The organism is Streptomyces sp. NPDC058691 (assembly GCF_042714775.1).
Lineage (GTDB): Bacteria > Actinomycetota > Actinomycetes > Streptomycetales > Streptomycetaceae > Actinacidiphila.
Genome location: NZ_JBHXSO010000036.1, coordinates 23,311 through 40,311, shown reverse-complemented (window position 1 = coordinate 40,311; position 17,001 = coordinate 23,311). Strand labels below are relative to the sequence as shown.

Sequence of the window (17,001 nt, the reverse complement as noted above, 5' to 3'; positions counted from 1 at the left end):
GTCCGCATCCACCGGAGGCCTGTTGTCCGAGGCCTCTTTGATCAATCTGGCTGGGCGCCTGCCAACTTGGCTGAGCGCCTCACATCTGGACGGTTCATGAACCCTTTCATAGGTGCGGCCGGTGCTGGCCTCCTTGCCTACGCCGCCGTCACCATTCCCCGCAACGCCGGCAAGGCGCGTGCCAAGCGGGCCGAGGCGAAGGCCAGAGCGCCGCTGACGATGCATCCGGAGCGGTATGGGCTGGTGCCGGCGTCGCAGCTGGACGCGGGGCGGGCCGGGCCGGATCCGGAGGCGGACGCCGTGGTGGCGGCGGCGCTGGCGGGGGACTGGCGGCGGCCCGCCGCGTACCTGGCGGACGCGGGGCGGGACTGGGACCTGCGCTGGTACCGGCTGGGGCACATCGTGGACGCGGCCGCCGAGGACGACACGTGGCTGCGCGCCTGGCGTGCCGAGCGCCCGGGCGACTCGGACGCCGCGCTCGTGTACGCCGACACGCTCGTCGCCCTGGCCGGCAAGGCCCGCGGCGCCAAGCGAGCCAAGTACACGAGCAGCGAGCAATTCCAGGGCTTCCACCGGCTCCTGGCGGAGGCGCTGCCGGCCTGCCGTGAGGCGGCGCGGCTGGCGGCGCCGGAGGACCCGACCCCGTGGGTTGCTCAGATCGCCATCGCGTTGGGCCAGGGCTGGTCGCACGAGGACTTCCGGTTGCTGTGGACGCAGATCGTCCTGCGCGACCCGCACCACTTCGGCGCCCACGTCGCCGCCCTGCAGTACTGGTGCGCGAAGTGGCGCGGCTCGGAGGAGCTGATGTTCGGCTTCGCGGAGCAGGCGGCCGCCTCGGCGCCGTGGGGCAGCCTGCTGCCGGCGCTGCGCCTGTACGCGATCTTCGAGCACGCCCATCGGGAGCCGGAGTCGAAGATCTACGGCGAGCCCTTTGTGGCCGCTGCCGTGGACGCCACCCTCGACGCGGTGGCCCAGGTCCCGGCCGGCCACCACCGGCTGCCGACCGCACGCCATCTCCTCGCGGACACCCTGTTCCAGACGAAGCGCCACGCGGAGGCGGTCGAGCAGTTCCGGGCGGTCGGCGCTCACATCGGCAGCGTGCCGTGGTCGTATTTCGGCGATCCCGTCAAGGAGTTCGTGCACGCCCGCACCAACACGTTCGTCGCATGGGAGCGAGCCGGCCGCCCCGCGCCGCTGCCGCGCGCCCGGGCGTGAGGGCCCCGGACTTTGCCGCCGCTTGGGCGAGTCTTGTGACGGATTCGGTGCCCGCTTTCCCGATCTTGGGGCGACCGGCGGATAAGGTGCCAGGCGCCTCGCACATGGAGGCCCGCGTCCCCGCGTCACGGCGGGTCGGAGCGCGCGGCCCGTGGGGGCTCTCAACGGCTTGAGTCGGCGCACGTCGTGTGCCGTCCATCATGAATGGGGTGGGGTTGTCCGGTCACCGGATGTCGAAGAAGGGCCGTTACATCGCCTGGGCGGTCGCGGGTGTCGCCGTGCTGGCGGGGGCCGGCGTCGCCGCGGAGGCGTCGATGGCGACCACGACGACCCGTCCCCCGGCGAAGGTGTACACGGGCCGGGCGTTCGACACCTGCACCGCGCCGTCGTCGTCGGCGATGAAGACGTGGAAGGCCTCGAACTTCTACGGCGCCGCCGCCGTCTACGTGGGCGGCAAGAACCGCGGCTGCGCGCAGTCGAACCTGACCGCGTCGTGGGTGAAGACCGTGAGCGCGGCGGGCTGGAAGCTGATCCCGCTGTACGTCGGCGCGCAGCCGCCGTGCCAGACCAGCCGCAACCCGGAGAAGCTGACCGCCACTACGGCGGCCTCGCTCGGGGCCACGGACGGCGCGGACGCGGTGGCCAAGGCGTCGGCGCTCGGGATGAAGGCCGGCAGCGCGCTGTACCTGGACATGGAGTCCTACGACACCACGAACACCGCTTGCAACAACGCGGTGCTCACCTACATCCGGGCCTGGGACAAGGCCGTCCACGCCAAGAACTACTGGGCCGGCTTCTACGGCTTCAAGAGCAGCAGCGCCGCCGCCGTCGCGGGCGCCAAGGACCGTACCGATCTGCCCGACGCCCTCTGGTACGCGCTGTGGGACCAGAAGAAGACGACGACCTCCGACTGGCCGTTCTCCCCGACGCTGTGGACCGCGCACCGTCGCGGCCACCAGTACATGGTCAACAGCAAGGAGAGCCGTGGCGGTTACACCATCACCGTCGACCGCGACGACTGGGACGCCCCGGTCGCCGTCACCGGCTGACGGGCGGCAGACAGTGGACAAGGAGACCGGCCCGGACACCGGGCGGACACCGCGGCCCGGCGTGCGGCTCGCCGCCCGGGCAGGGGCCGCGGCGCTCCCGGTCGTGAGCCTGGGACTGCTGTGTCCCCTGCCCTCGTTGCTGATCGCCCTGTGCCGGGGCCGACGAGAGGACTGGACGGCCTTCGCCGTCTTCTCCCTGGGGCTGGTGGCGTGGGTGCTGGATCTCGCGCTGACGCCGGAGTCCACGCACGGGCCGGAGTTCGCGGTCGACCTCCTGCTGATCCTGCTGTCGATGGTGGTGGCCCCGGTGCATGCCTGGACGTTCTGGCCTTCGGCCGGGGCGGCGGCGGACACGCGCCGGGGTGAGTGATCGGTACTGAGGAAGCGAGCGGAGACAAGTGGCGAAGAGGGTTCGGCAGGTCGTGCCGGCACAGCGGGCGAAGGCGGCACGTGAGGCGGGCGCGGACGGGCGCCTCACCAGGCTGCGGCATGCCGTCGTGGCGTGGCTGCGCGCCCTGACGGGCCGGCGGCTCGCGTCGGCGGTCGTCGCCGTCGTTGTGGCGGCGACGGCCGCCGTGGTGTGGGTCGTGCTGTCGCGGGATGGTGCCCGCTCGTTGCCCGACACCAGGGCCCGGCATTACGAGGACGTCGACGCGTGCCTGCTCACGGGTGACAAGGGCATCGCCGCCGGGACGACCGCGGCCATCGTGTGGCAGGGCATGCAGGACGCGTCTGCCAAGACCCGGGCCCGGGTGAGCTACGCGTCCGTGACGGGCGAGCAGTCCGCGGCCAACGCGGTGCCGTACCTGAACGGCCTGCTGCAGCGTTCGTGCGACGTGGTGGTGGCCGCGGGCACGCCCGCGGTGGCAGCCGCCGAGCAGACGGCGTCCCGGTACGGCAAGGTCGGCTTCGTCCTGGTCGGCGCGGACGCCCACGGCAAGCGGCGGGCGAACGTCACCGTCACCGGTGCCGGGGACGGGCTCCGCTCCGAGGTCGCGTCAGCCGTGACGCACGCGGTGGACTCCCGGGACTGAAAGGCCCCCTGCCGGTCCCCGCCCCCCACCCCCTACAGTGCCAAGGTGGTCACTACCAGGGCGGGTTCAAGGACGGGAACGGCAGCGGCGCTGCTCGCGGTGCTCCTCGGCGTCGCGGGCTGCACGGGCGGGGGCCTCGGCGGACAGGGCAGCGACGCGGCGGCACCGGCGGGTTCGGCGCTCAAGGCGGTCGGCGACCTGACGGTCAAGGGCCGCGCGCCCAAGACCGGTTACGCGCGCGATCAGTTCGGCAGTTCCTGGGTGGACACCGACCACAACGGCTGCGACACCCGCGACGACATACTGCAGCGCGACCTGACGAGCGAGTCCTTCCGCTCGGACGACGGCGGCGACTGCGTCGTCACCTCCGGGAAGCTCGACGATCCGTACACCGGCAAGGGGATCAGCTTCACCCGCGGCCGCAGCACCATCGACATCGACCATGTCGTGGCGCTCAGCGACGCGTGGCAGAAGGGCGCCAAGTACTGGGACCGCGACAAGCGGATACAGGTCGCCAACGACCCGCTGAACCTCCTCGCCGTCGACGGGCCCGCCAACCGCGGCAAGGGCGACGCCGACGCGGCGACCTGGCTGCCGCCCAACAAGGCGTTCCGCTGCCCCTACGTCGCCCGTCAGGTGGCGGTGAAGAAGAAGTACGGCCTGTGGGTCACCGCGGCCGAGAAGGACGCCATGACCGAGGTCCTGCGCACCTGCCCGGACGAGCGGCTGCCCGGCTCCGGCAAGCCGGACGTGCCCGGCGCGGCGCCGTCAGGCAAGGACGACGGCAAGGACGACGGCACGGGCGGCGGCAGCGGGGACGACAAGCCCGGCTCCGGTGCCACCACCTACCCGAACTGCGCCGCCGCCCGGAAGGCGGGCGCCGCGCCGCTCCACCGCGGCGACCCCGGCTACTCGCGCGATCTGGACCGGGACGGCGACGGCGTCGCCTGCGACACCTGACCGGCCCCGGCATCGTTTGTGCAGAGTGCTGGATATTGCGGGTCCCCGCTCAATATCCTCGATCACTGCATCTGCCAGATCGTGCACCGTCGCCCGATCCCTTGCCGGGAGGCAAAATGCTCCGCCGCAGGACTGCGCTCTCCGCCCTCGCCACCGCCGCCGTGCTCGTCGCCGCGCCACTGCTGACCTCCTGCGGAACCCCGCACGCCGGTGCCGCGGCCGTCGTCGGCGGCCGGCAGATCACCGTGAACTCGGTGCAGGCGAGGGTCGCGGCGGTGCGCGCCGCCCAGGAGAAAGCGCCCCAGGCCGACCAGCTCATCGAGGCCAGCAGCGACCTCCAACGCAACACCGTGCACAGCCTCGTCCAGGCCCGGGTCATCGAGCGCGCCGCCGAGGACGCCGGTGTCTCCGTCACCCCGCGCGAGGTGCAGCAGGCCCGCCGTGCCGCCGAAATGCAGGCCGGCGGCAAGCAGCAGCTGGAGGCACAGGTCCTCCAGACGTACGCGATGATCCCCGCCGACATCGACGAGAGCGTCCGCACCGACCTGCTCATGCAGAAGGTCGCCGCCCACTACGGCGCGAACGTGCAGACCCCGGACGGCCAGGCCGCCCTGCTCAAGGTGCTGCGCCGCACGGCCGACCGGCTCGACATCGACGTGAACCCGCGCTACGGCAAGTGGAACGCGCAGAAGCTCACCCTCGACACCAACAAGGACCCGTGGCTGACCGAGGTGAGCGCCGCCAAGGCCGGTGCCTGACCCGCACCCGGGCGAGGTAGTTTCGTCGGGTGGACCACTTGGATGACTCCGCCCGCCCGGGCCGCCTCGTACTGCTGACCACCACCCACCGTGTGGCCCCCGGCCTGCTGTCCTGGCCCGCGTGGGAGCTGCTGCGCGGTGCCGACCGGGTCGTCTGCCCCGACCCCGGGCACCCGCAGCTGCCCTACCTGCGCGAGGCCGGCGTCACCGTGGAGCACGCCGCGCCCACCGGCCGTGACCTGGTGGACCTGACCGAGGGGGGCCGCACGGTGGTCTACCTCGCCGGCGGCGAGGGCGACGCGGCCGTCACCGACGAACTTGCCCGGCTCGGCGGCTCGGGCCGGGTGAGCATGCCCGACCTGGAGCTGCTGCCCGGCTCGTACGACCTGCCGGGCGCCCGGCTGCTCGACCTGGTCCAGGTGATGGACCGGATCCGCCGCGAATGCCCCTGGAGCAGCGTGCAGACCAGCGAGGAGCTGGTGAAGTACGGCATCGAGGAGATCTACGAGCTCGTCGAGGCGGCCGAGGAGGGCGACCGGGACGCGCTCCGCGAGGAACTCGGCGATGTGCTGCTGCAGGTGGTCTTCCACGCGCGGATCGCGCAGGACGACCCGGAGGAGCCGTTCTCCATCGACGACGTCGCCGGGACCATCGTCGACAAGCTCATCCACCGCCACCCGCACGTCTTCGGCGACGAGACCGCCGAGACGCCCGAGGAGGTCCAGGCGCACTGGCTGCGGATGAAGGAGCAGGAGAAGCAGCGCACGTCGGTCACGGAGGGCGTCCCGCTGGGCCAGCCCGCCCTGGCGCTGGCGGCCAAGCTGGGCGCTCGCGCGGACCGGGCGGGCCTCGACGTGCCGGTGCCGGACGCGGACGCGGCGGACACGGGGGAGCGGCTGCTGGCGCTGGCGCTGGCCGCGCAGGCGGCGGGGATCGATCCGGAGTCGGCACTGCGGGCTGCGGCCCGCCGGTACCGGGATGCGATTGTGGAGGCCGAGAAGTCCCGCTGAGCCCGGTGGTCCGGGTGGGTTTTCTTTCCGCCCTCCCGCCCTCCCCCAACCTTCGGCCGGGGGTGCCCCCAGCCCTGTGAAGTCACGCACCCCGGCGCGCGTGGTTCCTGGGCCGGGTTCGGGGCCTCCGGGGCTGGGCATTCTGGACAGCACATTTACGTGCGTTTCCAGCACCTGCTCATCCCGTCCCGCCCCGGATACCGCACACAAATATGCTCCACAGTCCAGAACGCCCACCCTCCCCCAGCCTTCGGCCGGGGGTGCCCCCACCACCCCCGCCCCCTCCGTTTCGTCATGCGCCTGATCCCCGGTGGGGGGAGGGAGGCACAACATGCGGCGGGTGTCGGGGAGGGGTGATTCGGGGCGAATGGGGTAAATGGGTGACATGCGAGCACTGGAGCAGATCCAGCTGGCCGTGCCGCACGACTATCTCGTCGGCATCGCCCCGCTGGTAGTGGGCATCTTCCTCGTCGGGCTGCTGATCGGCGCCGTGTCGATCGGCCTGTACGCCCGGTCCAAGGAGCCGCCCCCCGAGCAGCGGCCACAGCCCCGTGGCGGGGCGTGGCACACGCGGCAGGAGTACGGCCGCGAGACCCCGGCCGACCACGGCCCCGGGCACCAGGACGGGGAGCGGCACTCCCTGACCGAATGGCGCGACTACGACGAGTGGCCACAGGACGGCATCCGTCACCTTCCGCACTCCCTCAAGGGCTTCGGCAACTGGGGCTCCCACGGGGTCGCCACCCCACCGGAGGGCGTGTCCGCGCCCAGGGCCCACGCAGGCGGCCGGAACGGCTCTCCCGGGCGGGACCGCGGCGCGGGACCGGGGAAGGACGAGGGCGGCACCAAGACCTGACCCGGGCCGGAGCGGGCCCGTAGTCTCGCGGCCATGCGCATCGACGTTCCCCATGTGTGGCCGCGCGACGAGGCCGGGGCCCTGGCCCTGCAGGACCGGCTCCGGCCGCTGGCCGACCACCGCGGGCCCGGCCCGCAGCGGCCGCGGTACGTCGCGGGGCTGGACGTCGCGTACGGCGGGGGCCACGGTGCCGCGGACGACACCGTGGCCGCCGCCGTCGTGGTGCTCGACACGGCCACGCTCGCCCCGGTCGACCAGGCCACCGCGGTGGCCAGGGCCGGTTTCCCGTACGTGCCCGGGCTCTTCGCCTTCCGGGAGCTTCCCGTGCTGATCGAGGCCCTGCGGGGCTTGGCCGTCACGCCCGATCTGCTGCTCTGCGACGGCCAGGGGCTGGCCCACCCGCGCCGCTTCGGCCTGGCCTGCCACCTCGGGGTGGTCACGGGGCTGCCGACCGCGGGCGTGGCCAAGACCCCGTTCACGGGCACGTACGACCCGGCGGCGCTCGGCGAGGAGCGCGGGGCCTCGGCGCCGCTGGTCGACGCGGGCGAGACGGTGGGCCGCGTGCTGCGTACGCGGAGCGGGGTCAAGCCGGTGTACGTGTCGACCGGCCACGGCATCGACCTGGACACCGCGTGCCGCCATGTCCTGGCCCTGTCCCCCTCCTACCGCCTGCCGGAGACGACCCGGCTGGCCGACCGGCTCAGCCGCGAGCGGCTAACGTCATGGGGTGCATGACAGCGTGACCCCCGAGCCCCCCGAGCTGTTCACCTGGCAGTTCGCCACCGATCCCTACCCCGCGTACGCCTGGCTGCGCGAGCACTCCCCGGTGCACCGCACCACGCTCCCCAGCGGTGTGGACGCCTGGCTGGTGACCCGGTACGCGGACGCGAGGCAGGCGCTGGCCGATCCGCGGCTCAGCAAGAACCCGGTCCACCATTCCGAACGGGCCCACGCCAAGGGGAAGGTGGGCATCCCCGGTGAGCGCGGCGCCGACCTGATGACGCACCTGCTCAACATCGACCCGCCGGACCACACCCGGCTGCGCCGGCTGGTCTCCAAGGCCTTCACCCCGCGCCGCGTCGCCGAGTTCGCCCCGAGGGTGCAGGAGCTGACCGACCGCCTCATCGACGGCTTCGCCGCGAAGGGGGAGGCCGATCTCATCCATGAGTTCGCCTTCCCGCTGCCCATCTACGCGATCTGCGACCTGCTCGGCGTGCCCGCCGAGGACCAGGACGACTTCCGCGACTGGGCCGGGATGATGATCCGGCACGGCGGCGGCCCGCGCGGCGGGGTCGCCCGGTCGGTGAAGAAAATGCGCGGATATCTGCTGGAGCTGATCCACCGCAAGCGCGCGGACCTTGGCGACGACCTCATCTCCGGTCTGATCCGGGCCAGTGACCACGGCGAGCACCTCACCGAGAACGAGGCCGCCGCGATGGCGTTCATCCTGCTCTTCGCGGGATTCGAGACCACCGTCAACCTCATCGGCAACGGCATGTACACGCTGCTGCGCAACCCCGGGCCGCGCCGGCGGCTGCAGGACGCGCTCGGCCGTGACGAACGCGAGCTGCTCGGCACGGCCGTCGAGGAACTCCTGCGCTACGACGGCCCGGTGGAGCTGGCGACCTGGCGCTTCGCGACCGAACCGCTCACCGTCGGCGGCCAGGGGATCGCGACCGGCGACCCCGTCCTGGTGGTGCTCGCCGCCGCCGACCGCGACCCCGCGCGCTTCAACGAGCCGGACACCCTGGACCTTTCACGCCGTGACAATCAGCACCTCGGCTACGGTCACGGCATCCACTACTGCCTGGGCGCGCCGTTGGCGCGGCTGGAGGCGCAGTCCGCACTCGCGACGCTGCTGACCCGGCTGCCCGACCTGCGGCTCGCCGCCGATCCCGCCGAGCTGCGCTGGCGCGGCGGGCTCATCATGCGCGGCCTGCGGACGCTGCCGGTCTCCTTCGCACCGGAACGTGACTGAGTGGGCGTCATAACGTGATCTTCACGTGATCCGCGAGACATCGACTTGTGATGCATGGGCCAAGGCCACTACGGTCAGGCGCCATCGCGATATTCGAATGTGAAAGGCGATGGCGCATGCTGAAGTCCGGGAACGGCCGACACCGCAAGCCGCGGCAGGCCCCGACCGCCATGGTCGCGGTAGCCGCGACCGGGGCGGGCCTCACGCTCCCCCTCTTCGCTGCGAGCGGCGCGAGCGCCGCCGACGCCGGCACCAGTTGGAACGCCGTGGCTTCGTGCGAGAGCGGCGGAATGTGGAGCGCCAACACCGGCAACGGGTTCTACGGCGGCCTCCAGATCACCGAGGAGACCTGGCAGCAGTACGGCGGCACGGCCTACGCCGAGCGCCCCGACCTCGCCAGCCGCAACGAGCAGATATCCGTCGCGGAGAAGATCCTCGGCGAGCTCGGCCCCGGGGCGTGGTCCAACTGCGGTGAGCAGGCCGGGCTGGGCGAGGTGCTGCAGGACCTCCTGGGCGGCGGCTCCGACGGCAACGGCAACGGCAACGGCCACGGCCACGGGACGGACTCCGGCACGGACACCGGCACGGGCGACGACGACGAAGGCACCACCGGCGGCTCCGTGGACAACGGCACGGACTCCGGCACGGACGAGTCCGCCGGGTCCTCGGACGACGACGACTCCACCGCCGTCCCTGACGCCACCGCCACCCCCGACCCGCACGCCTCCACCGGCACGTCCGACAAGACCCCGGGCAAGCACCGCAAGCCGGTGGCCGGCACCATCCCCCGGGAGTCGAGCACGACGGACACCGGCAGCGGCACGCGCGGCGTGACCACGGCGCCGCCGCAGGTCGTCGAGGGCCAGGCCGCCTGGGGCAGCATCGTCCGCGACACCACCCGCAGCGCGGACCGCGGCACGGCTCGCGACACGGCGAAGGACACCTCCACCAAGACCACGAGCGGCAGCCGCTACGTGGTGCAGGAGGGCGACTCGCTGTGCGGGATCGCCATGGAGCAGGGCCTGCCGGGCGGGTGGCGCGGACTGTACGCGGCCAACAAGGACGTCATCGGCGAGGACCCGGACCAGATCGTGGCCGGCGAGACCCTGGAGCTCGGCCGCCGCTGACCCGGTGCCGCCGGTCGCGGGCGCCCCGCCGGGCGCCCGCTCCGCGGTCCGGCGCGGGCCCGTGTGCGCCGCGCGCCACGCACGTCCGTCCCCGATCGTTCTTCTCTGTGCCCCCTTCCGTTCCCGGTCCGGTGCGGACTTCCCCGGAGCGTGCCCGGACGGGGCTTTTCGGGTCGGTTAGGCTCATGCCCGAAACGAAGAGACATCAGAAGGAGACTCACGTGCCGTCGATCGACGTCGTCGTAGCCCGGGAAATCCTCGACTCGCGAGGCAACCCCACCGTGGAGGTCGAGGTCGGCCTCGACGACGGCAGCACGGGCCGTGCAGCCGTGCCCTCCGGAGCGTCCACCGGAGCGTTCGAGGCCCTTGAGCTCCGTGACGGTGACAAGAGCCGTTACCAGGGCAAGGGTGTGGAGAAGGCGGTGCTCGCCGTCATCGAGCAGATCGGCCCGGAGCTGGTCGGCTACGACGCCACCGAGCAGCGGCTGATCGACCAGGCGATGTTCGACCTGGACGCCACCCCGGACAAGTCCTCCCTCGGCGCCAACGCCATCCTGGGCGTCTCGCTGGCCGTGGCCCACGCCGCGTCCGAGGCCTCCGACCTCCCGCTCTTCCGGTACCTGGGCGGCCCGAACGCCCACGTGCTGCCGGTCCCGATGATGAACATCCTGAACGGCGGCTCGCACGCCGACTCCAACGTGGACATCCAGGAGTTCATGATCGCCCCGATCGGCGCGGAGTCCTTCTCCGAGGCCCTGCGCTGGGGCGCCGAGGTCTACCACACCCTCAAGGGGGTGCTGAAGGAGCGCGGCCTGTCCACCGGCCTGGGCGACGAGGGCGGCTTCGCCCCGAACCTGCCGAGCAACCGCGACGCCCTCGACCTGATCGTCGAGGCCATCAAGAAGGCCGGCTACCAGCCGGGCCAGGACATCGCGCTGGCGCTCGACGTGGCCGCCTCCGAGTTCTACAAGGACGGCAGCTACTCCTTCGAGGGCAAGTCCCTCTCGGCGGCCGAGATGACCGCGTACTACGCCGAGCTGGTCGCGGCGTACCCGCTGGTCTCCATCGAGGACCCGCTGAACGAGGAGGACTGGGACGGCTGGAAGACCATCACCGACCAGCTCGGTGACAAGGTCCAGCTCGTCGGCGACGACCTGTTCGTCACCAACCCCGAACGCCTGCAGCGCGGCATCGACAACGGCACCGCCAACGCCCTGCTGGTCAAGGTGAACCAGATCGGCTCGCTGACCGAGACCCTGGACGCGGTCGAGCTGGCGCAGCGCAACGGCTACAAGTGCATGATGTCGCACCGCTCCGGCGAGACCGAGGACGTCACCATCGCCGACCTCGCCGTCGCCACCAACTGCGGCCAGATCAAGACCGGCGCCCCCGCCCGCAGCGAGCGCGTCGCGAAGTACAACCAGCTCCTGCGCATCGAGGAGATCCTCGACGACGCGGCCGTGTACGCCGGCCGCTCGGCGTTCCCGCGCTTCAAGGGCTGACGCACGCCCTGCTGCCGCCCGCCGCGCCCGCGGCGGGCGGCAGCGGTTCGCCGGCGGACCGGTGAGCCCGTTCACCGGTCCTCCCGAGGCAACGACGAACGTGAATCCCCACCGGAGGTGCACGTGCCGGATCGCTTCTCCACCGCGACGCGCATCCGTGCCCTCGGGGCACAGGCGCAGGCCCGGGTCTACCGCGCCACCGGCCGCCCGCGGCGGCCCTCGCTGCCGCGCGGCCGCAACCGGCTGACCGGGCGGGCCGCGCTGCTCGCCCTCGTCGTGTGCGCGCTGGTGGTCGCCCTCGCCTACCCCACACGCCAGTACGTGGCGCAGCGCTCGCAGATCGCCGACCAGCGCAAGCAGGCCGAGCAGGCCCGCAAGCGGGTCGAGGAACTGCGCGAGGAGAAGGCGCGCTGGCAGGACCCCGAATACGTCAAGGCGCAGGCCCGCGCCCGGCTGCACTACGTCCTGCCCGGCGAGACGGCGTATACGGTGGTGAAGCCCGCGGGGGCCCCCGCGGGGGGAGACGACGCCGCCGGCCCGCGCCGCGGCGAGAGCGACAACGCCGCCCGCCGCCCCTGGTACGCCAACCTGTGGGACGGCGTCGACCACGCCGACGCCGCCGCCCGCGCCCACCGCTGAAAGAGACACACCCAGGCATGGAAACGCCCCCGCCGCCCACCGAGCACGCCCCGCCGACGGAGCGTGACATCGCCGCCATCGGCCGCCAGTTGGGCCGCGTCCCGCGCGGTCTGCGGGCCGTCGCGCACCGCTGCCCCTGCGGCAACCCGGACGTCGTCGAGACGGCGCCCCGGCTGGAGGACGGCACGCCGTTCCCGACGCTGTACTACCTGACCTGCCCGCGCGCCGCGTCCGCGATCGGCACCCTGGAGGCCGAGGGGGTCATGAAGGACATGACCGCCCGGCTCGCCGAGGACGGGGAACTGGCCGCCGGCTACCGGGCCGCGCACGAGGACTACATCGCCCGCCGCGACGCGATCGAGGTGCTGGAGGGCTTCCCCAGCGCGGGCGGCATGCCCGACCGGGTCAAGTGCCTGCACGTGCTGGTCGGCCACTCCCTCGCGGCCGGCCCCGGGGTCAACCCGCTCGGCGACGAGGCCATCGCGATGCTGCCGCAGTGGTGGCGCAAGGGGCCGTGCGTCGACCCCGACGACAGCACCGACGCGAAGGAGGACGGCGAGTGACCCGCGTCGCCGCCGTCGACTGCGGCACCAACTCGATCCGCCTGCTGGTCGCCGACGCGGACCCCGCCACCGGCGACATCAAGGACCTGGACCGCCGGATGACCATCGTCCGGCTCGGCCAGGGCGTGGACCGCACGGGCCGGCTCGCCCCCGAGGCGCTGGAGCGCACCTTCGCGGCCTGCCGTGACTACGCGGCCGTCATCGGCGAGCTGGGCGCCGACGCGATCCGCTTCGTGGCCACCTCCGCCTCCCGCGACGCCTCCAACCGAGAGGACTTCGTGCGCGGCGTGGTGGACATCCTCGGCGTGGAGCCGGAGGTGATCAGCGGCGACCAGGAGGCCGAGTTCTCCTTCACCGGCGCCACCCGGGAACTGGCCGGCCGCGCCGACCTGGAGCGCCCCTTCCTGGTCACCGACATCGGCGGCGGCTCGACGGAGTTCGTCGTCGGGGACACCGCGGTCACCGCCGCCCGCTCGGTCGACATCGGGTGCGTGCGGATGACGGAACGGCACCTGGTGCGCGACGGCGTCGCGATCGACCCGGCGACCCCCGAGGCGATCGCCGCCATGACGCGGGACATCGACGCCGCGCTGGACCTGGCTGAGGCCACCGTGCCGCTGCGCGAGGCGCGCACGCTTGTCGGCCTCGCCGGTTCCGTGACCTCCGTGGCCGCGATCGCGCTGAACCTGCCCGGGTACGACCCGGTGGCGATCCACCACGCCCGCATCCCGGTGGAGCAGGTCCGCGCCGTCACCGAGCGGCTGCTGGCGGCCACGCACGCCGAGCGCGCGGCGATCCCGGTGCTGCATCCGGGGCGGGTCGACGTGATCGGCGCGGGGGCGCTCGTGCTGCTGCGGATCATGGAGCGGACCGGTGCCCGGGAGGTCGTGGTGAGCGAGCACGACATCCTCGACGGCATCGCCTGGAGCATCGCCTGAGCAGGGCGCTTGTCAGGTGAGCGGACCCGTTCGGCGGGCCCGACACGCCTGCCGGAGAAGGTTCGTGAATTTCTTCACATGAAAGTTCCCGCCGGACGGCCCAACTGCCCGGCGCCAGGCCCCCCGGGGCCCCCAAAGGCCCCTGCCGGGCTTGTGTTTCACCCGTATTGCGGGAGCGTCAAACGGGCCCCCCGGATGCCGATCGTCGCTGGTAGGACCGGGCGCTCAACGCCTGTGGCCTGCAACGGGTTCCCCCGGGGCGCTGTGGTCCTGATCACGAAGCGGCGCAGTGTAGCAGAGGGCCCGGGAAACCTTGTGAAGGGGCTCACGAGGTACCCCCCGGGCCGTGGTGAATACTCGAAGCATGAGCACCACGGAGCGTCCCAGGATCCTCGTAGTAGGCGGTGGGTACGTCGGCCTGTACGCGGCCCGGCGCATCCTCAAGAAGATGCGCTATGCGGAGGCGACCGTCACCGTCGTCGACCCGCGTTCGTACATGACGTACCAACCCTTCCTGCCGGAGGCCGCGGCCGGCAGCATCTCCCCCCGCCATGTCGTGGTGCCGCTGCGCCGCGTGCTGCCCCAGGCGGAGGTTCTGACCGGCCGGGTCACGACCATCGACCAGGACCGCAAGGTCGCCGTCGTCGAGCCGCTCGTGGGCGAGTCCTACGAACTGCCCTTCGACTACCTGGTCGTCGCGCTCGGCGCCGTCTCCCGCACCTTCCCGATCCCCGGCCTGGCCGAGAACGGCATCGGCATGAAGGGCGTCGAGGAGGCCATCGGCCTGCGCAACCACGTGCTGGAGCAGCTCGACAAGGCCGCCTCCACCACGGACGAGGACGTCCGCCGCAAGGCGCTCACGTTCGTCTTCGTCGGCGGCGGCTTCGCCGGTGCGGAGACCATCGGCGAGGTCGAGGACATGGCCCGCGACGCGGCCAAGTACTACGCGAACGTGAAGCGCGAGGACATGCGCTTCATCCTGGTCGACGCCGCCGACAAGATCCTCCCCGAGGTCGGTCCCGAGCTCGGCACCTGGGGCCTGGAGCACCTGCGCGAGCGCGGCATCGAGGTCTACCTCGGCACGTCGATGAAGTCCTGTGTCGACAAGCACGTGGTGCTCGCCAACGGCCTGGAGGTCGACGCCTCCACCATCGTGTGGACCGCCGGCGTCAAGCCCAACCCGGTCCTGGCCAAGTACGGCCTGCCGCTCGGCCCGCGCGGCCACGTCGACACCGCCCCGACCCTCCAGGTCCAGGGCACCGACTACATCTGGTCCGCCGGCGACAACGCGCAGGTGCCCGACCTGGCCTCCGGCCCCGGCGCCTGGTGCCCGCCCAACGCCCAGCACGCGCTGCGCCAGGCCAAGGTCCTCGGCGACAACGTGATCTCCGGTATGCGGGGCTTCCCGCAGCAGGAGTACAAGCACGCCAACAAGGGCGCCGTCGCCGGCCTCGGCCTGCACAAGGGTGTCGCCCTGATCCGCTTCGGCAAGATGAAGCTGAAGTTCAAGGGCCGCCTGGCCTGGTACATGCACCGTGGCTACCACGGCATGGCCGTCCCGACCTTCAACCGCAAGATCCGGGTCCTCGCGGACTGGACGCTGGCGGCCTTCCTCAAGCGCGACGTCGTCTCGCTCGGCGCCATCGAGAACCCCCGCGAGGAGTTCTACGAGGCCGCCAAGCCCGTGCCGGCCCCCGTGGTCCCGGCCGAGGCCGCCCCGGCCAAGGCCAAGGCCTAGCCGCCGTCGGGCCGGAGGGCCCGTTCACCCGTAACAGCCGAAGGGCGTCCGCCATCCGTGGGGCGGGCGCCCTTCGGCATGCCCGTGTCCTGGCCGTGCGCACTCCAAACGTGAGATGGGTAGAAGCAGAACGACGATCCCGGGAATGTGGTTGTAGTCCACATCTGTTTTCCCTGCGCAGTGGACCCGTCTTCATGGAGGCACGGAGGTACGCGCCATGGCCGATACGGCCGGACGACTGACCGCTCTCGCCAAGCAGGCGCTCGGCGTTCCCTTCCCGCTGCGCATCCGCGCGTGGGACGGCAGTGAGACCGGGCCGCCGGACGCGCCGGCCCTGGTCGTCCGGCACCGCAGGGCGCTGCGCCGGATGCTGTTCAAGCCCGGCGAGCTGGGTCTGGTGCGCGCCTGGGTGGCCGGTGAACTCGACGTCGACGGCGACCTCTACGACGCACTGCGCCGGCTCTCCGGCGTCCTGTGGGACCGCCCCCCGGAGGACGGCGAGCCGGCCTACCGCCGTCTGCTCGCCCGGCTGAGCGACCCGGGGACCGCCCGGATCGCCCGCGAGGTGCTCTCCCTCGCCGGGCCCGGACTGCCCCCGCCCCCGCCGCCGGAGGAGGTCCGCAGGCGCGGCGGCGTGCTGCACAGCCCGATCCGCGACCGGCAGGCCATCAGCCACCACTACGACGTCGGCAACGACTTCTACGAGCTCGTCCTCGGCCCGTCCATGGTCTACTCCTGCGCCTACTGGGAGGGGCCCGACGCGACGTTGGAGGACGCCCAGGCGGCCAAGCTGGACCTGATCTGCCGCAAGCTGGACCTGAGGCCCGGACAGCGGCTGCTGGACGTCGGCTGCGGCTGGGGCTCGATGGTGATGCACGCCGCCGAGCGGTACGGGGTGCACGCCACCGGCGTCACGCTCTCCACCGAGCAGGCCGCGTACGCCCGCAAGCGGGTCGCCGACGCCGGGCTCACCGACCGCGTCGAGATCCGCGTCCAGGACTACCGGGCGGTCGACGACGGCCCCTACGACGCCATTTCGTCGATCGGCATGGCAGAGCACGTGGGCCGCGAGCGCTACCTCCAGTACGCGCGGGTCCTCCACGGGCTGCTGCGGCCCGGCGGCAGGCTGCTGAACCACCAGATCGGCCGCCGCCCGTGGGAGGACGAGGACGCCTACCACGTCGACGAGTTCATCGACCGGTACGTCTTCCCGGACGGCGAGCTGGCCCCCGTAGGCGCCACCGTCTCGCGGCTGGAGGACGCGGGCCTGGAGGTCCGCGACGTCGAGGCGATCCGGGAGCACTACGCCCTGACCCTGCGCGAGTGGGTCGCCAACCTGGAGGCCCAGTGGGGCGAGGCCGTGCGCCTCGCGGGCCCGGGACGGGCCCGGGTCTGGCGGCTGTACATGGCGGCCTCCGCGCTCGCCTTCGAGCACAACCGCATCGGGGTCAACCAGATCGTCGCGGTCCGCCCCCGGGACACCGGCGCCTCCGGGATGCCGCGCACCCGGGCCGAGTGGCTCGGCTACGGCGGGCAGGGCGGCACCCAGGCCACCCAGGCCACCCCGGCCACGCAGGGCAAGCAAGGCGCGTAAGGCCGGCACGTGACGCCGCGGGGCGGGGGTCCGATGAGGA

General features: G+C 72.5%; 17 protein-coding genes and 1 pseudogene. All 18 read left to right on the top strand.

All coding sequences use genetic code 11. The features are described 5' to 3' along the window. Window positions 1-96 precede the first annotated feature (96 nt). Complete coding sequence (locus tag ACFWVC_RS24575) at window positions 97-1,215, top strand: hypothetical protein (protein WP_384290015.1); 1,119 nt, start codon at window positions 97-99, stop codon at window positions 1,213-1,215. A 215-nt stretch (window positions 1,216-1,430) separates the two neighbouring features. Next, the gene (locus ACFWVC_RS24570; protein WP_384290138.1) at window positions 1,431-2,264 is read left to right on the top strand and encodes a glycoside hydrolase domain-containing protein; all 834 of its coding nucleotides are present in this window, start codon (window positions 1,431-1,433) and stop codon (window positions 2,262-2,264) included. Between the two features lie 13 nt (window positions 2,265-2,277). Next, window positions 2,278-2,634 (top strand): hypothetical protein, encoded by a 357-nt coding sequence (locus tag ACFWVC_RS24565; RefSeq protein WP_384290012.1) that lies wholly within the window; start codon window positions 2,278-2,280, stop codon window positions 2,632-2,634. Window positions 2,635-2,662: 28 nt separating this feature from the next. Then, window positions 2,663-3,298 carry a hypothetical protein gene (locus ACFWVC_RS24560; protein ID WP_384290009.1) on the top strand — a complete coding sequence of 212 codons (636 nt, stop codon included), beginning with the start codon at window positions 2,663-2,665 and terminating at the stop codon, window positions 3,296-3,298. 45 nt (window positions 3,299-3,343) lie between these two features. Next, window positions 3,344-4,045, top strand: a pseudogene (locus ACFWVC_RS24555) (HNH endonuclease family protein); the annotation flags it as partial. A 3-nt stretch (window positions 4,046-4,048) separates the two neighbouring features. Beyond that, complete coding sequence (locus ACFWVC_RS24550; RefSeq protein WP_384290136.1) at window positions 4,049-4,258, top strand: excalibur calcium-binding domain-containing protein; 210 nt, start codon at window positions 4,049-4,051, stop codon at window positions 4,256-4,258. A 116-nt stretch (window positions 4,259-4,374) separates the two neighbouring features. Then, window positions 4,375-5,016 (top strand): SurA N-terminal domain-containing protein, encoded by a 642-nt coding sequence (locus ACFWVC_RS24545; RefSeq protein WP_384290006.1) that lies wholly within the window; start codon window positions 4,375-4,377, stop codon window positions 5,014-5,016. Between the two features lie 29 nt (window positions 5,017-5,045). Next, window positions 5,046-6,026, top strand: a complete 981-nt coding sequence (locus ACFWVC_RS24540; RefSeq protein WP_384290004.1) for a nucleoside triphosphate pyrophosphohydrolase — start codon at window positions 5,046-5,048, stop codon at window positions 6,024-6,026. A 385-nt stretch (window positions 6,027-6,411) separates the two neighbouring features. Beyond that, window positions 6,412-6,882 (top strand): DUF6479 family protein, encoded by a 471-nt coding sequence (locus ACFWVC_RS24535; RefSeq protein WP_384290002.1) that lies wholly within the window; start codon window positions 6,412-6,414, stop codon window positions 6,880-6,882. Between the two features lie 33 nt (window positions 6,883-6,915). Then, window positions 6,916-7,617, top strand: coding sequence for an endonuclease V (locus ACFWVC_RS24530; RefSeq protein WP_384289999.1), 702 nt, complete (start codon window positions 6,916-6,918; stop codon window positions 7,615-7,617). Continuing rightward, window positions 7,610-8,860, top strand: coding sequence for a cytochrome P450 (locus ACFWVC_RS24525; protein WP_384289996.1), 1,251 nt, complete (start codon window positions 7,610-7,612; stop codon window positions 8,858-8,860). Before ACFWVC_RS24530 ends, ACFWVC_RS24525 begins: the two co-directional genes overlap by 8 nt. A gap of 116 nt (window positions 8,861-8,976) precedes the next feature. Further along, window positions 8,977-9,987, top strand: coding sequence for a transglycosylase family protein (locus ACFWVC_RS24520; RefSeq protein ID WP_384289993.1), 1,011 nt, complete (start codon window positions 8,977-8,979; stop codon window positions 9,985-9,987). Between the two features lie 221 nt (window positions 9,988-10,208). Next, a complete protein-coding gene (gene eno, locus ACFWVC_RS24515; RefSeq protein WP_384289991.1) occupies window positions 10,209-11,489 on the top strand; it encodes a phosphopyruvate hydratase in 1,281 nt (426 codons plus the stop codon). A 123-nt stretch (window positions 11,490-11,612) separates the two neighbouring features. Beyond that, the gene (locus ACFWVC_RS24510; protein WP_384289989.1) at window positions 11,613-12,128 is read left to right on the top strand and encodes a septum formation initiator family protein; all 516 of its coding nucleotides are present in this window, start codon (window positions 11,613-11,615) and stop codon (window positions 12,126-12,128) included. A gap of 17 nt (window positions 12,129-12,145) precedes the next feature. Then, a complete protein-coding gene (locus ACFWVC_RS24505; RefSeq protein WP_384289985.1) occupies window positions 12,146-12,691 on the top strand; it encodes a DUF501 domain-containing protein in 546 nt (181 codons plus the stop codon). Beyond that, entirely contained in the window at window positions 12,688-13,629 is a 942-nt protein-coding gene (locus ACFWVC_RS24500; RefSeq protein WP_384289982.1) for an exopolyphosphatase, read from the top strand. Before ACFWVC_RS24505 ends, ACFWVC_RS24500 begins: the two co-directional genes overlap by 4 nt. 364 nt (window positions 13,630-13,993) lie before the next feature. Continuing rightward, window positions 13,994-15,367, top strand: coding sequence for an NAD(P)/FAD-dependent oxidoreductase (locus ACFWVC_RS24495; RefSeq protein ID WP_384289980.1), 1,374 nt, complete (start codon window positions 13,994-13,996; stop codon window positions 15,365-15,367). 217 nt (window positions 15,368-15,584) lie between these two features. Next, complete coding sequence (locus ACFWVC_RS24490; protein WP_384289977.1) at window positions 15,585-16,961, top strand: class I SAM-dependent methyltransferase; 1,377 nt, start codon at window positions 15,585-15,587, stop codon at window positions 16,959-16,961. The last annotated feature ends 40 nt before the right edge of the window (window positions 16,962-17,001 follow it).

Coding starts and splice junctions, on each gene's coding strand:
- ACFWVC_RS24575 (WP_384290015.1), top strand. CDS start 97: ATGAACCCTTTCATAGGTGCGGCCGGTGCTGGCCTCCTTGCCTACGCC.
- ACFWVC_RS24545 (WP_384290006.1), top strand. CDS start 4,375: ATGCTCCGCCGCAGGACTGCGCTCTCCGCCCTCGCCACCGCCGCCGTG.
- ACFWVC_RS24535 (WP_384290002.1), top strand. CDS start 6,412: ATGCGAGCACTGGAGCAGATCCAGCTGGCCGTGCCGCACGACTATCTC.
- ACFWVC_RS24530 (WP_384289999.1), top strand. CDS start 6,916: ATGCGCATCGACGTTCCCCATGTGTGGCCGCGCGACGAGGCCGGGGCC.
- ACFWVC_RS24520 (WP_384289993.1), top strand. CDS start 8,977: ATGCTGAAGTCCGGGAACGGCCGACACCGCAAGCCGCGGCAGGCCCCG.
- ACFWVC_RS24505 (WP_384289985.1), top strand. CDS start 12,146: ATGGAAACGCCCCCGCCGCCCACCGAGCACGCCCCGCCGACGGAGCGT.
- ACFWVC_RS24495 (WP_384289980.1), top strand. CDS start 13,994: ATGAGCACCACGGAGCGTCCCAGGATCCTCGTAGTAGGCGGTGGGTAC.
- ACFWVC_RS24490 (WP_384289977.1), top strand. CDS start 15,585: ATGGCCGATACGGCCGGACGACTGACCGCTCTCGCCAAGCAGGCGCTC.